14 protein-coding genes and 1 pseudogene are annotated in these 14,106 nt (G+C 48.1%); 7 read left to right on the top strand and 8 right to left on the bottom strand.

The window, feature by feature from the left end; translation table 11 throughout:
* Window positions 1-175: 175 nt before the first annotated feature.
* The 5 genes from IX31_RS00555 to cmoB all read left to right on the top strand — a co-directional run bounded on the left by IX31_RS00555 (window position 176) and on the right by cmoB (window position 3,774).
* Window positions 176-742, top strand: coding sequence for a hydrolase (locus IX31_RS00555; protein ID WP_034455114.1), 567 nt, complete (start codon window positions 176-178; stop codon window positions 740-742).
* Complete coding sequence (locus IX31_RS00550) at window positions 739-1,557, top strand: DUF72 domain-containing protein (RefSeq protein ID WP_034455113.1); 819 nt, start codon at window positions 739-741, stop codon at window positions 1,555-1,557. The genes IX31_RS00555 and IX31_RS00550 overlap by 4 nt, the downstream gene beginning before the upstream one ends.
* 70 nt (window positions 1,558-1,627) lie before the next feature.
* Window positions 1,628-2,023 carry an MAPEG family protein gene (locus tag IX31_RS00545; RefSeq protein WP_034455112.1) on the top strand — a complete coding sequence of 132 codons (396 nt, stop codon included), beginning with the start codon at window positions 1,628-1,630 and terminating at the stop codon, window positions 2,021-2,023.
* Window positions 2,024-2,062: 39 nt separating this feature from the next.
* On the top strand, window positions 2,063-2,806 hold the full coding sequence (gene cmoA, locus IX31_RS00540; RefSeq protein WP_034455111.1) for a carboxy-S-adenosyl-L-methionine synthase CmoA: 744 nt from the start codon (window positions 2,063-2,065) through the stop codon (window positions 2,804-2,806).
* On the top strand, window positions 2,803-3,774 hold the full coding sequence (cmoB, locus tag IX31_RS00535; protein ID WP_034455110.1) for a tRNA 5-methoxyuridine(34)/uridine 5-oxyacetic acid(34) synthase CmoB: 972 nt from the start codon (window positions 2,803-2,805) through the stop codon (window positions 3,772-3,774). Before cmoA ends, cmoB begins: the two co-directional genes overlap by 4 nt.
* A 29-nt stretch (window positions 3,775-3,803) precedes the next feature.
* On the opposite strand, the gene fumD is transcribed toward cmoB, so the two are convergent.
* From fumD to cutC, 6 genes and pseudogenes are all read right to left on the bottom strand, one after another.
* A complete protein-coding gene (gene fumD, locus IX31_RS00530; protein ID WP_034455109.1) occupies window positions 3,804-4,016 on the bottom strand; it encodes a fumarate hydratase FumD in 213 nt (70 codons plus the stop codon).
* Between the two features lie 93 nt (window positions 4,017-4,109).
* Window positions 4,110-4,328, bottom strand: a complete 219-nt coding sequence (locus IX31_RS00525; RefSeq protein WP_034455108.1) for an acyl carrier protein — start codon at window positions 4,326-4,328, stop codon at window positions 4,110-4,112.
* Window positions 4,329-4,345: 17 nt separating this feature from the next.
* On the bottom strand, window positions 4,346-5,782 hold the full coding sequence (locus IX31_RS00520; protein WP_034455107.1) for an AMP-binding protein: 1,437 nt from the start codon (window positions 5,780-5,782) through the stop codon (window positions 4,346-4,348).
* Window positions 5,779-6,900: pseudogene (locus IX31_RS00515) on the bottom strand (MBOAT family O-acyltransferase). The gene IX31_RS00520 and the pseudogene IX31_RS00515 overlap by 4 nt, the downstream one beginning before the upstream one ends.
* Before the next feature lie 127 nt (window positions 6,901-7,027).
* Window positions 7,028-8,167, bottom strand: a complete 1,140-nt coding sequence (locus IX31_RS00510) for a D-alanyl-lipoteichoic acid biosynthesis protein DltD (protein WP_034455106.1) — start codon at window positions 8,165-8,167, stop codon at window positions 7,028-7,030.
* A 357-nt stretch (window positions 8,168-8,524) separates the two neighbouring features.
* The gene (gene cutC / locus IX31_RS00505; RefSeq protein WP_034455105.1) at window positions 8,525-9,274 is read right to left on the bottom strand and encodes a copper homeostasis protein CutC; all 750 of its coding nucleotides are present in this window, start codon (window positions 9,272-9,274) and stop codon (window positions 8,525-8,527) included.
* Between the two features lie 210 nt (window positions 9,275-9,484).
* Here cutC and IX31_RS00500 point away from each other — a divergent pair, with 210 nt between their 5' ends.
* A complete protein-coding gene (locus IX31_RS00500) occupies window positions 9,485-10,627 on the top strand; it encodes a MalY/PatB family protein (RefSeq protein ID WP_034455104.1) in 1,143 nt (380 codons plus the stop codon).
* Here the strand turns inward: IX31_RS00500 and IX31_RS00495 are convergent.
* Window positions 10,616-11,182, bottom strand: a complete 567-nt coding sequence (locus IX31_RS00495) for a VOC family protein (RefSeq protein WP_034455103.1) — start codon at window positions 11,180-11,182, stop codon at window positions 10,616-10,618. The genes IX31_RS00500 and IX31_RS00495 overlap by 12 nt on opposite strands.
* Window positions 11,183-11,432: 250 nt before the next feature.
* Between IX31_RS00495 and argS the strand changes: the two genes are divergently transcribed.
* Window positions 11,433-13,166, top strand: a complete 1,734-nt coding sequence (gene argS, locus IX31_RS00490) for an arginine--tRNA ligase (protein ID WP_034455102.1) — start codon at window positions 11,433-11,435, stop codon at window positions 13,164-13,166.
* A 46-nt stretch (window positions 13,167-13,212) separates the two neighbouring features.
* Here the strand turns inward: argS and lpxA are convergent, their stop codons facing one another.
* Window positions 13,213-14,004, bottom strand: a complete 792-nt coding sequence (gene lpxA, locus IX31_RS00485; protein WP_034455101.1) for an acyl-ACP--UDP-N-acetylglucosamine O-acyltransferase — start codon at window positions 14,002-14,004, stop codon at window positions 13,213-13,215.
* Between the last annotated feature and the right edge of the window lie 102 nt (window positions 14,005-14,106).

Raw genomic sequence — 14,106 nt, 5'->3', positions numbered from 1 at the left:
GGGTTATTATACTGGAAATAATGGCTCACGATAAGCCCGATACGACTGACTGACGCGTTTCAAAGCGCCTTGTTTTAGCAAAACTCACAAAAATTAACAAAATTTGTAAACTGTCGACCTCAGGTTTCATCGTAAGGTATTAGCCGATCAACTTATTTTTCCCCGGAGTCACCCAATGTTAGAACTGAATACTTCCCGAACCGCACTGGTAATCATTGATTTGCAGGAAGGGATCCTGCCGTTTGCTGGCGGCCCGCATAGTGCACAGGATGTGGTGGCTCGTTCAGCAAGGCTTGCTGATAAATTCCGTGAAAATGGCTCACCGGTCGTCATGGTCCGTGTTGGTTGGTCAAAAGACTTTGGCGATGCGCTCAAACCACCGGTTGATGCACAACCAGCGGCACACGCTTTGCCTGAAAACTGGTGGGATTATCCGCAAGCTTTGGGTAAAAAAGACAGCGACATTGAAGTGACTAAACGCCAGTGGGGCGCGTTCTACGGCACAGATCTGGAATTACAGCTGCGCCGTCGTGGTATCGATACCATCGTGCTATGCGGCATTGCCACTAACATTGGTGTGGAATCCACCGCTCGTAATGCCTGGGAACTGGGCTTCAATCTGGTGATTGCAGATGATGCCTGTAGTGCCGCAAACGGCGAACAGCATCAGGGCAGCATGACGCATATTTTCCCGCGCATCGCCCGTGTTCGTAGTACAGAAGAAGTCCTTTCCGCGCTGTGATTTACATTGGCCTTCCACAATGGTCGCATCCGCATTGGGTGCGCCTTGGCATAACTTCTCTTGAAGATTACGCTCGCCACTTTAATTGTGTGGAAGGCAACACCACGCTTTATGCACTACCTAAAGCGGAGATTGTGTCACGCTGGCGCGATATGACCGATGACGATTTCCGCTTTTGCTTTAAATTCCCGGCAACCATTTCCCATAATGCCGCACTGCGCCAGTGCGGCGATTTAACCGCTGAGTTTCTCGAAAGAATGTCGCCGCTGGCAAATCGCATTGGCCAATACTGGTTGCAGCTTCCGGCAACATTTGGGCCTTCTGATTTACCCGCGCTGTGGAATTTTCTCGATGCATTACCAAAAGAGTTCACCTATGGCGTAGAAGTCCGTCACCCTTCTTTTTTTGATAAAAGTGCCGATGAGCAAGCGTTTAATCGGGGTTTGCATCAGCGTGGCGTTAACCGGGTTATTCTCGATAGCCGTCCGGTTCATAGCGCAACCCCCAGCAATGAGGCGATTCGCGATGCACAGCGTAAAAAGCCTAAAGTGCCGGTGCATGCGCTTGTCACGGCAAATAACCCTTTGGTGCGTTTTATCGGTAGCGACGATATGCAGCAAAATCAGGTGTTTTTTGATGTCTGGTTAAAAACGCTATCAAAATGGGCGCAAAGCACTACACCCTACCTATTTTTGCACACCCCGGATATCGGCCAGGTGCAAGACTTAGTTCATACGCTATGGCCGGGCTTGCAACAGGCTTTTCCCGCATTGGGCAACGAACCGGCAATTCCAAAGCAGAACTCCCTATTTTAGGGGTAGCGACAGCAGTCAGGTTGCACTGCTATCATATGCGGTGCTGGAACTATCTCTAAAGGATGTGGGTATGGTAAGCGCGCTCTACGCCGTGTTGGGTGCTTTGTTGCTAATTAAGTTCTCGTTTGATGTTGTTCGTATGCGTTTGCAGTACCGCGTCTCATATGGTGACGGTGGTTTTAGCGAACTCCAGAGCGCAATTAGAATTCATGGTAATGCGGTGGAATATATCCCCGTTGCGTTACTGCTTTTATTACTGATGGAAATGAATGGTGCCGAAACCTGGATGGTGCATGTTTGCGGGCTGCTGCTAATTTCTGGGCGCCTGATGCATGCTTATGGATTTCATCATCGTTTAATCAGCTGGCGTCGCTCCGGTATGAGTGCAACATGGAGCTCTTTAATCCTGATGGTGCTGGCTAACCTATGGTATATGCCATGGGAGTTGGTTTTCTCGCTGCATTAACGCAAAATATGCCCCTTTCGAATTTCCGGATTTAACGTTATGTCTGACCGCGATACGCTGTTTTCCGCCCCGATCGCCAAATTAGGTGACTGGACCTTTGATGAACGCGTGGCTGAAGTGTTCCCCGATATGATTCAACGATCGGTGCCTGGCTACTCCAACATCATTTCGATGATTGGCATGCTGGCGGAGCGCTTTGTGGCACCTGGTAGCCAGGTCTATGACCTTGGTTGCTCGCTTGGCGCGGCAACGTTATCCGTGCGTCGTAACATCCAGCATGACAACTGTAAAATTATCGCGGTAGATAACTCGCCAGCGATGGTTGAGCGCTGCCGTCGTCACCTTGACGCATTTAAAGCGCAAACCCCAGTCGATGTTATAGAAGGCGACATCCGCGATATCGTTATCGAAAATGCGTCGATGGTGGTGCTGAACTTCACTCTGCAATTTCTTGAACCCGATGACCGCAAATTTCTGCTGGAAAAAATTTATCAAGGTCTTAACCCTGGTGGCGCGTTAGTGCTGTCCGAGAAATTCAGCTTTGAAGATAGTGAAGTGGGTGAATTGCTGTTCAATATGCACCACGACTTTAAACGCGCGAACGGCTATAGCGAGCTGGAAATCAGCCAAAAACGCAGCATGCTGGAAAACGTCATGCTCACCGACTCTGTCGAAACACATAAAAAACGCCTCAAACAAGCCGGATTTGACCACGCAGAATTATGGTTCCAGTGCTTTAACTTTGGCTCTTTGGTTGCACTGAAATCAGGAACATCTGCATGATCGACTTTGGTAATTTTTATCAGCTTATTGCGAAAAGCCCGCTGGCTCCGTGGTTAGAAACCCTGCCTGCACAAATTGCCACATGGCAGCGAGAGAACCTGCACGGCCAGTTCAAGCACTGGCACAACACCGTTGAATACTTGCCAGAACTGAAGCCGTATCGCCTGGATTTATTGCACAGCGTCACCGCTGAATCTGAAACGCCACTCAGCGATGGGCAGCGACTGGGGATTGAAAAACTACTGCGCAACCTGATGCCATGGCGTAAAGGGCCATATTCTCTGTATGGCGTGGACATCGATACCGAATGGCGTTCCGACCTGAAATGGGATCGCGTCTTACCGCACATATCTCCACTAACCGGGCGCACCATTCTGGATGTCGGCTGCGGTAGCGGTTATCACCTGTGGCGCATGATAGGTGCGGGCGCACACCTCGCGGTGGGTATCGATCCGATGCAGCTGTTTGTTTGCCAATTTGAGGCCGTGCGTAAGTTATTGGGTAACGATCAACGTGCTCATGTGCTACCACTGGGTATTGAGCAACTTCCTGAACTCAATATCTTTGATACTGTGTTCTCAATGGGCGTGCTCTATCACCGCCGCTCACCGCTAGACCATCTTTATCAGCTAAAAAATCAGCTCGCTAAAGATGGCGAACTGGTTCTGGAAACCCTGGTTGTGGAAGGCGATGAGAACACCGTGTTGGTGCCAGGTGAACGTTACGCGCAAATGCGTAACGTTTATTTCATCCCGTCAGCGTTAGCGTTGAAAAACTGGTTGGAGAAGTGCGGTTTTGTCGATGTAAAAATTGTCGACCATTGCTATACCACAAGTGAAGAACAACGCCGTACTAGCTGGCTGACCACCGAATCACTGGCCGACTTCCTTGATCCTAACGATGCGAGCAAAACCATCGAGGGCTATCCTGCCCCACTGCGCGCCGTTCTGGTAGCTCGTAAGCCATAACTATTTAAGGCCACAGAATGTGGCCTTACTTATTTCGCCTCAAATCCAAGCGCCCGAATGACTTCTTGCATTGCAGCACTTGTTAGTTCAGAACGCTGAATCTTGCTATTGGCAGACATGGTTCTGACCACTCCCGCAATGACAACATGTTTTGGTTCTTGACCCAGGTCGCGCATCTCAAGCACTACCTTCCCGACCACACGACACATCTCATCGTAAAGCTCTTTATCTGACATGTTCATTTTGCTCTCCATTATTTTAAGGGAGCCTAACACGTTTAATTCAGCAACTTAATATGAAAAACCCCAGTAAAATACCGGAGCCACTTTTTGTCGTTAAGCGTTTTCTTCAAGCCAGGCCGCTAATGTTGCTGGTGTTTTCAGGACGCTTGCCACTTCAGTCGGCGGAATAGCGCATCCGAACTCCACCTGCACTTCCAGTACCACATCAACCGCAGTAATCGAGTCGAGAATATCGGATTCAATCAGCTCATCGTGAAAAGCGACTTTGCGCGATAAGACATTTTCAAATAATGCTAAAACTTTCTGTTCCATTTTCTGCCCTTAGATGATTAACAGGTTCGAGCCTGTGCATCGAGTAATTTGCGATCAATCTTCCCGTTAGGGTTGAGAGGTAATGCGTCCATGATGACAATCTGTGAAGGCACCATATAAGACGGTAAAGTTTTGGTGAGATTAGCTTTGATCTCTTTTTCAGAAAGCTTTGAGGTACAAAATGCGGCCAGACGTAAAACAGCACCGTCTTTTTTAGTCAGCGGTAACACCACCGCTTCGCTAATACCCGAAAGCGCCAACAGGCGATTTTCGATTTCATGGATTTCAATACGGTAGCCATTCATTTTTATCTGGCTGTCGTTACGCCCCTGGCAGTAGAGATAATTATTCCCGAAACGCCCTAAATCACCTGTTTTATAGCCGCGCCATTGCTTATTTTCATTCCATAAAAGCTTTTTCGCATTCTCTTCCGGCAAACCGAGGTAGCCACGCATCACGTTTTTTCCCCAGATAATTAATTCATTATCTGCGGTAATTTCCATTTCCGAATGCGGCATCATGTGGCCTATCGGCAAGAGATCGCACGGCTCTTTCATCATTTCATCGCTGATTTCTACCACCGTCGTCGCGACTGTCGCTTCGGTTGGGCCATACGAATTCAGTATTTTTGCCTCAGGGAACAGACGGCGTAAATGTTTTACCAATGCTTTACTGAGTACTTCACCGATAAAAATAAAGACCTTAAGGTCAGATAAATAATCAGCACGGAATTCAGGAAGCAATAATTTTTGATAAGCAAATGAAGGTGTAGAAATCCATACGGACACCTTTTCTTTTTTCAGATTTGCCAACCAGTTTTCAGCGGCAATATCCTCTTTTGCATTCAGAACAAGATGCCCGCCCGTCGCAAGGTTTCCGAGCAGAGGAATTAACGATAAGTCGAAACTAAATACCGCGTGGTTCATCAGTACCGGATTTGCTGGCAAACAGAAATCAGAGCGCAGCCATTCCATGAAATTCCATACGCTCTCCCGGCCAATTTGCACGCCTTTAGGTTTACCAGTGCTGCCAGACGTAAACATAATGTAGGCCAAGTCCCGCTGTTCCAGCTCTTGTGCAGAAATACCCGTGGACACAAAACAGCGCTGCTGCACATCATAATAGTAAGGTGCGTGGGATAATTCGCAGATCTCTTTCAGTCGTTCTGCCGGATAAATATTATCAACCGGTATATACGGAATGTTATGCAATAAGCAGCTATAAATTGCGCAAGCAAACTCCGCCTGCTGGTGACCATAAAGTACCACTGGAATGTTAGCTGCCAATTTTAACATTGAGAAACGTGCCGCCCAATCAAGAACCCCTGCCCCAAGCTGTGCCCAGGTCAGGCTATTGTCACTACCCGTGATCGCTGGTTGTTGACCATTTTTCGGGTCGAGCAGCGTAGCCCGCAGATAATCATTGAGTTGCTGTAGTTCAGAGTTAATAGTCATACAGGTGACATCCCGCTAAATATATAAAGAGAGACTGCGGCACTTGCCAGCGTCAAAATTCGCCCTACAAATGAAATAACCGGATTATTTAACCAGTGGGTCATTTTCGGGCTGCGCTTTGCAAGCCAAAGAATCATATTGTGAATCACTGCAATTGCACCAAACAGAGCGCCGCTGACAACGTAATTCAACTCCAGGCCGTTCCACGCCCCCATACAAAATAAAGTACAAAAAACACCAATGTTTTGTGCAGTGGCTTTGTGCTCCCGGAAAAATTCAATCTTCATCAAGTTCATATAGATTGGCATGAAGACTACATCACGCAGCCACTCTGACAGGCTAATATGAAACCTGCGCCAGAAATCCTGTGGATTTTTTGCAAGGATAGGCAAGTTGAAATTGGCCGGTAAATTAAGGCCAAATAAACGTCCTGCCCCAATAGCCATATTGCTGTAACCAGCAAAATCGAAATAAAGATAAAAACTATAGGCCAGTGACATCACCACACCCACGGTCAGGGTAAAAGGACGATGGCTCCAGTGGCTGATGATGAAATTATCAATCAACATCGCAAACAGGAATTTTTGCACAATGCCATAAAAGATCTGTTCCATCGATTGCAGGAACACATCCATCGTTAAGCGAAAGCTAGGTTTGGTTATATCCTGAACCCAACTTCTCCAGCGATACATCGGCCCTGCCAGGATAATAAACGGCAAAAACAGATAGCTGAAATATTGGAAAAAGCTCCTGGAGTCCTTTTTATTGCGATAAAGTAAAACATCCACCGCTCTGAAGGTCATAAATGACAAACCCAACATGCCCCAGTGGTTATTAAGGTGCAACTTCACCAGGATAAGCGGCAATAAACTTAGCGTCACCGCCTGCCAGGTTTTAATCCAGGATTTGTCTTTTAACGTTGCAATACCGTACAAATAAACAAACATCAGCAGTGGGATTGTTATCTGGTTTTTGAAAATGTATCCCTAAACAGCAAACATCGCAAAAGCTGAAAATAGTGACGCATAAGTCAACCGATTCGCCGCCAGGCGATTAAGCCCTGTGAATAATAGCGAACTGGCGAATAACACTGCGAAAAAAGGTGCACTTGTATACATGGTTATAGCCCTTAAAACTGCTGATATTCAAAATGCAGCTTCAGATTCATGCTGTTATCAATAGATGACCAGGCTATGACCGTTGTCAGCAAAAATAAATAGAGGAAAAAGAGTCTGATTGCTTTTTTCATTTTTTAAACGCCTCTGCGATATAACGATCCATTGCGACCCATGCCACTTCGGTTGGATGAAGGCGATCCCAGTTCCATCCCGGTTGATAGCTTTGGTCGTACATATCAAAATACGGGGTGTTATATTTTTTCAGCGTCTGTTGGATGAAACGATCGGTCGGTCGGAATTTATCAGTGTTCTTGAGCGCCCAGGGGTTTAGCGGGTCGATAATCACCACGACATTCACCTTGCGCTCGTGCAGCAGCTTCATCATTGCGATAAACGCCTCTCTTTCTGAACGTGCTGGAGGTGCGGTATACCAATCTTCTACCGCTTTATCGTCTGAGAAGATGTCTTTATCCATCCATAACGTCGCCGCACTTTCATGACGAGCGAGATTAAGTTTCTGCGCTTGCTGAAGTTCTGCGCTCCAGTCGATATTTGACCAGTTATCGGGTATTGCAGGCCATGATTGTGTATTTGAGTAACCAAAATGAGTCAGTGACAGAAAATAATCTCTGATCAATTCACAGAAAGAAGCGAACTGATAGTTAATTTCTCGCCAGACAATATTGAAATGCCAACCGAAAATGCGCATCTGGCTAAATGTCAGATGGTCGACGTCTTGCGGATCAATATGGGTTAGATAATGGGTCAAAATAGGATGCATGGTTGCATCCGACATTAACGGTTTAAATACCGAGTCCGGGAAATGGTCAGCGAAAATTGTCGGTGGAATACCATCAAAATAGAAACTATCCGGTGACAAGAGCAGCACCAGTTTTGTTTTTGGCGACAATTCCTGTTTAAAACGCGTCAACAAAGCAAGCTGTGTCATGTTATCAACAAAGCTGTCACCGTAGGCCACGGTTGGGTGATGCAGTTTGGTGTTAAAGAAATTATAAACCGCAAAGTGCTCATTTTCTGACGTCGAGACTTCTGATGCGCCAAGGAAAAAGATCGCATTCCCGTCCAGAGCGTGTGAAATGGTGGCGATTTTTTCGGCCTGAACTTTGCGCGTTCCTTCCATGGTTTTAATTAATGGCTGAAACTTTAATGCAGGCTTAAGGCTATTGATAAATGGAGGTAGCGTCAAAACCAAAGCTGCAAGCACAGCCATAGAAATATGCAATAAGAGAGTTTTGTTTATTTTCATAATTAACACTGCGTTTCAGTTACTGAATAAAAATAAAAAATAGAAATACTTACTCTATCAACATATTTTTAAAGGAATTTTAATAATAAAGAAGTAGGGCTGTTAATTCCTTAAGTGATTAGTATCCGTATGTAACCTAATGTACAGAACAGCAAAAATACACCAAACTCGTGAAATTATTAACAAGTTCACTACAAATAAGCCACTTAATTATATTGGTATGTTCCAGATATATTTTAAACAAAGATTGATAATAAACCGTACAGATTTTGGATAAAAAAAGCCCCAGCAAAACGCCGGGGCCTGGTACGAGCAACATCACATGGGCGACGTGATGCGCGGTTAAAACTTTTTTCGTCAGGCTGCAGTTTTGCCTGCAACCAACACGGCTTTCATTGCTGCCACTACATCGCCATCAACGCAGTAACGGTTAAACTCATCGGCTTCCGCATCAGCGCTCATCGACACACCCGCTTTACGGTAACGCATCGGTGATGGCACGGTCTGCCCGGCTGAACTGTGCATTTCGTCAATGCCTTGATCGACAAACTTTTTCAAGTTGCTCAATCGCACGCCAGCACCTGCCATAATGATTGGAGCACGGGAATGTTGTTTTAGTTCCCTAAGTAATGAAAGTCCTAATTCTGCATTCTGCTGTTGGCCTGAAGTCAGGATGCGCGCCACGCCTAAATCTGTGAGTTGTTCCAATGCCAGATGGGGGTTATGGCACATATCAAACGCCCGGTGAAAAGTGACCGCCATCCCCTGCGCTTGTTCCATCACTCGCTTCATGCGCGGCATATCAACATGCCCTTCGCCGTCTAACATGCCGATGACCAAACCCGGATAACCTAACTCGCTTACGAAAGCGATATCCTCAAGCATGGTCTCGAACTCGGCATCGGTGTAACAAAAATCACCACCGCGCGGGCGAATAATCGGGTGCACAGGAATCGAAACTCGTTCTTTAACTTTACGCAGCACGCCAGCCGAAGGGGTTAGCCCGCCTTCTTTTGGCGCTGCACACAATTCAATTCTGTCCGCTCCGGCCTGTTGTGCTGTCACTGCACAGTCAATTCCATAACAACATATCTCAAGCAACGGCATTGATTACTCCTTAAAAATCTTTAGCCTGGCGGTTGTGTCACCGATTCAAAATGATAATGTGAAACCACGATCACTAAAAGGTAGCGGTACTCTAAATAATTCGAGTTGCAGGTAAGCGGCAAAGGAGATTATCCCGATGAGCTTACTTCAGTATGCGATTCGGGCAATTGAGTGCAGCCCCCTGCAACTTAAAATATGATGAGTACAATCATGGCATTCAATTTTGATGAAGGCATCGACCGCCGTCACAGCGACAGTTCGAAGTGGAATAAATATGGTGATGAAGTGTTACCTATGTGGGTGGCAGATATGGATTTTCGCTCACCACCTTGTATTCTCGAAGCCCTTCATAAACGAGTAGAACACGGCGTTTTTGGGTACGGTAACCGGCCGCAAGAATTAGTTGATGTTGTCGTTGAAAGAATGGCCAGCCGCTACCAGTGGCAAATTAAACCAGAATGGATCGTCTTTTTACCGGGCATTGTCGCGGGCTTGAATTTAAGTGTTCGTGCCTTTACGGCCCCCGATGAAACGACCATTGCGCCAACACCGATTTACCCACCTTTCCGTAAGTCATCCGCATTTGCCAATCGCTTACAACTCAACGCACCACTGCGCCTTGAAAATGGCCGCTGGATTATGGATTTGCAGACGCTGGAATCTCAGCTCACCGGCAAAGAAAAATTGCTGATGTTGTGCAACCCGCAAAATCCCGGCGGCACCATCTATACACGTGAAGAATTACAGCAGCAGTTGGCGTTCGCTCAACGCCACGACATGATTGTCTGCTCTGATGAAATTCACTGCGATTTGCTGCTTGAAGCGGGTGCGAAACATATTCCTTTCGCAACACTGAGCCACGACGCAGAACAGCGTTCTATCACGCTGCTTTCGCCATCCAAAACTTTCAATATTGCCGGGCTTGGCGCATCACTTGCGATTATCCCTGACCCACACTTACGCAAGCAATTTAATACGGTTCGCGATGGGATTGTACCAAGTGTGGATGTGTTGGCGCTGACTGCCGCCACCGCCGCGTGGCGCGATGGCGAGCCGTGGCTACAGGAGTTACTGCCATATTTACGCCACAATCGCGACTTTTTGATGAGTGCCGTGAATAATATGCCTGGCCTTACGATGGCATCTCCACCCGCCACTTACCTCGGATGGGTGGATGCAAGCGCTCTGCCAGTAGAAAACCCGACGCTATTCTTCCAGAAAGCGGGGCTGGGGTTCTCTCCAGGTGCTGATTTTGGCGAAGCGAAATTTGTGCGCATTAACTTTGGCTGCACCTTCGCAACGCTTAACGAAGCCATTAAACGCATGGAAGCAGCCGTGAGATCAGTCGGCTAATTCGCTGGCTACAATCTCTTCAATACTCCATGGATGGAATTTGATGGTGACTTTGCCATCGGTCACCGCAAGCGTTGGGTTTGGCAAGCGCTCACGTTCGCCTTTTGGCGAACTGGTTTTCACTGAAATCCCTGTCTGGCGTAAACCCGCGTCAGACATTAAATCCAGCGCTCGCGCATTTAGCGTTTCAGGCTCGCCCGGCAGCACAATCTCTACATGCTCCCAACCTTCATGCGGATAGCGTTTTTCACCCGGCCACGGTAATTCGACTACGCTAAATTGCCAGTGAGCCACGCAAACCGGTTCGTCTAATTTGAACAGGCAAATTGGGCGGTCGTTAATGATATTTTCCGACAGCAATATGCCGCATTTTTCCAGGCCGGCACGCCAGCGTTCCGCCGTCGTATTCTGATGGCAGCGCAGAGAAATGTGATCCGCGTCGAGTGGCGCGATTTCAAGATCAAGCCGTGCGGAAAGTTCTGTTAACGCTTGTGTAAATCGCGGCAGATCCGCTGAAATATCATTCAGTTCTGCAATTGTCTGCCAGTTGGCCATTACCCTATCCTCTCAAGTCACGAATGCGGCCTAATCTACCAATTCAGGCCGATATCACCAACACCCGAAACGTGGCTATATTTCTGAATGGTTATTCATTATACCGTTGATATTAGTCCAGGGCGCACTGGGCAAGGCTTTTGCTGACTAAGGCAGATAAATACAGTTATACTTACGCCCTAATTTTATCCCCAATGATACGGCTGCTGTAAATATCACGGCAGCCCTTAGCAAAAAGTAAGGTATCCCGGTGAATATTCAGGCTCTTCTCTCAGATAAAGTCAGTCAGGCACTGATTGCCGCAGGTGCACCTGCGGATTGCGAACCACAGGTTCGTCAGTCAGCAAAAGTTCAGTTCGGCGACTATCAGGCCAATGGCGTGATGTCAGTTGCAAAATCACTGGGCAAGCCACCACGACAAGTCGCAGAGTTGGTGATTGCCAATCTGGATTTGACCGGAATTGCCAGTAAAGTTGAAATCGCCGGCCCCGGCTTCATTAATATCTTCCTGGACCCGGCGTTCCTGGCGAAAAACGTGGATGCAGCAGTTGCCTCCGATCGCGTTGGCGTCGATACCGTCGCGCCACAAACTATCGTTGTCGACTATTCCGCGCCAAACGTGGCGAAAGAGATGCACGTCGGCCACATTCGCTCCACCATTATTGGTGACGCAGCGGTGCGCACGCTGGAATTCCTCGGCCACAAAGTTATCCGCGCAAACCACGTCGGTGACTGGGGCACGCAGTTCGGTATGCTGATCGCCTATCTCGAAAAGCAGCAGCAGGAAAACGCCGGTGAAATGGCGCTGGCGGACCTGGAAGAGTTCTACCGTGCCGCCAAGAAACACTACGATGAAGATGCAGAGTTTGCCGAGCGCGCGCGCGGTTACGTGGTAAAACTGCAAGGCGGTGACGAATACTGCCGCGAAATGTGGCGCAAGCTGGTCGATATCACCATGACCCAGAACCAGCAGACTTATGACCGTCTGAACGTCACGCTGACTCGCGACGACGTAATGGGTGAAAGCCTGTACAACCCAATGCTGCCGGGCATCGTGGCAGACCTGAAAGCCAAAGGTCTGGCAGTTGAAAGTGAAGGCGCAACCGTCGTGTTCCTGGACGAGTTCAAGAACAAAGACGGCGACCCGATGGGCGTGATCATCCAGAAAAAAGATGGCGGCTATCTGTACACCACCACCGACATCGCCTGCGCGAAATACCGCTACGAAACCCTGCACGCCGACCGCGTTCTGTACTTTATCGACTCCCGCCAGCACCAGCACCTGATGCAGGCATGGACCATCGTGCGTAAAGCCGGTTATGTTCCGGAATCCGTCACGCTGGAACACCAGATGTTCGGTATGATGCTGGGCAAAGACGGCAAGCCGTTCAAAACCCGTTCCGGCGGCACGGTTAAACTGACCGATCTGCTCGACGAAGCGATGGAACGCGCGCGTAATCTGGTAGCCGAGAAAAACCCGGACATGCCTGCGGATGAGCTGGAGCAACTGGCGAAATCCGTCGGCATCGGCGCGGTGAAATACGCCGACCTGTCGAAAAGCCGCACCACCGACTACATCTTCGACTGGGACAACATGCTCGCCTTCGAAGGCAACACCGCGCCGTATATGCAGTACGCCTATACCCGTGTGCTGTCTGTGTTCCGTAAAGCCGACATTGATGAAGCACAATTGCTGAAAGCACCAGTGGTGATTACTGAAGACCGCGAAGCACAGTTGGCGGCACGTCTGCTGCAATTTGAAGAAACCCTGAATGTGGTTGCGCGTGATGGTACACCACACGTGATGTGTACTTACTTGTACGACGTAGCAGGTCTGTTCTCTGGTTTCTACGAGCACTGCCCAATTCTGAGCGCTGACTCTATTGAAGCGCGTAACAGCCGCCTGAAACTGGCTCTGTTGACCGCGAAAACGCTGAAGCTGGGTCTGGATACCCTGGGTATCGAAACTGTAGAACGTATGTAATAGCAAAAAGCTCGCCGACTGGTGCGGCGAGCTTTTTCAAATCTGGTTAGCGAACAATACCCCGCGCCGACCGAGCAAAAAACCGGTCATAAAGTCCAATCACCGGATAATCACTCTCCAGTATTTTCAAAGATCTCTTCACTTCTTCTATCGCCAGCGCCTGGTTGTAAAACCGCTCATACAATATATGAATCAAATCCTGCTGCTCTGGCTGTAACGCCTGAAATGCTTTCGAACTTATGTTGATACCCAGCGGCACGGCGCGGTTACCACCAGCCGTCACAAACGGCGGTACATCCTGAACCACTGCTGATTGGTCGAGGATCTTAACCCCACTCGCCAATATACAAAATTGATGGATAGCACACATAAAACCTATCTGCGCATCATCATCAAGCTCAACGTGCCCGGCAAGCCCACTGTTATCACCAATCAATGTGCCATTACCGACCACACAATCATGACCGACATGCACACAATTCAAAAAGCGATTGTCATTACCGATGAGAGTGGTGCTAAGCCCCTGAATCGTTCCACGATGAATAGTGGTATTTTTGCCAATCTGATTCCGGTCACCAATAACGACCGTCGTCGGCTCAGCGGCATATTTAAGATCCTGATTCGCTTCACCTATGGATGAAAACTGGCCGAAAGTATTGTCACAGCCGATTGTTGTCAGGCCATTAATTACCGAGTAAGCACCAACAACAGTTCCTTCGCCTATCACGACACCTGCGGAAATAACACAAAACGGGCCAATACTTACATGCGCACCGAGCACCACACCCGGTTCCACAATACTATTACTGGCAACCCGGGCTAACGGGGAAATAGACATCAATTTATCCTGATGACGGCACGAAACGGAGAACGCCTGTCATCGTTTAGTTATTAATCCAGACCAGGGATCAATAAGAAAGGAGGGGTCGAAAGGGAAGCT

It is taken from the genome of Buttiauxella noackiae, from assembly GCF_000737905.1.
Lineage (GTDB): Bacteria > Pseudomonadota > Gammaproteobacteria > Enterobacterales > Enterobacteriaceae > Buttiauxella > Buttiauxella noackiae.
The sequence above is the reverse complement of the archived record's forward strand: the minus strand, read 5'-3'. Positions and strand labels throughout refer to the sequence as shown.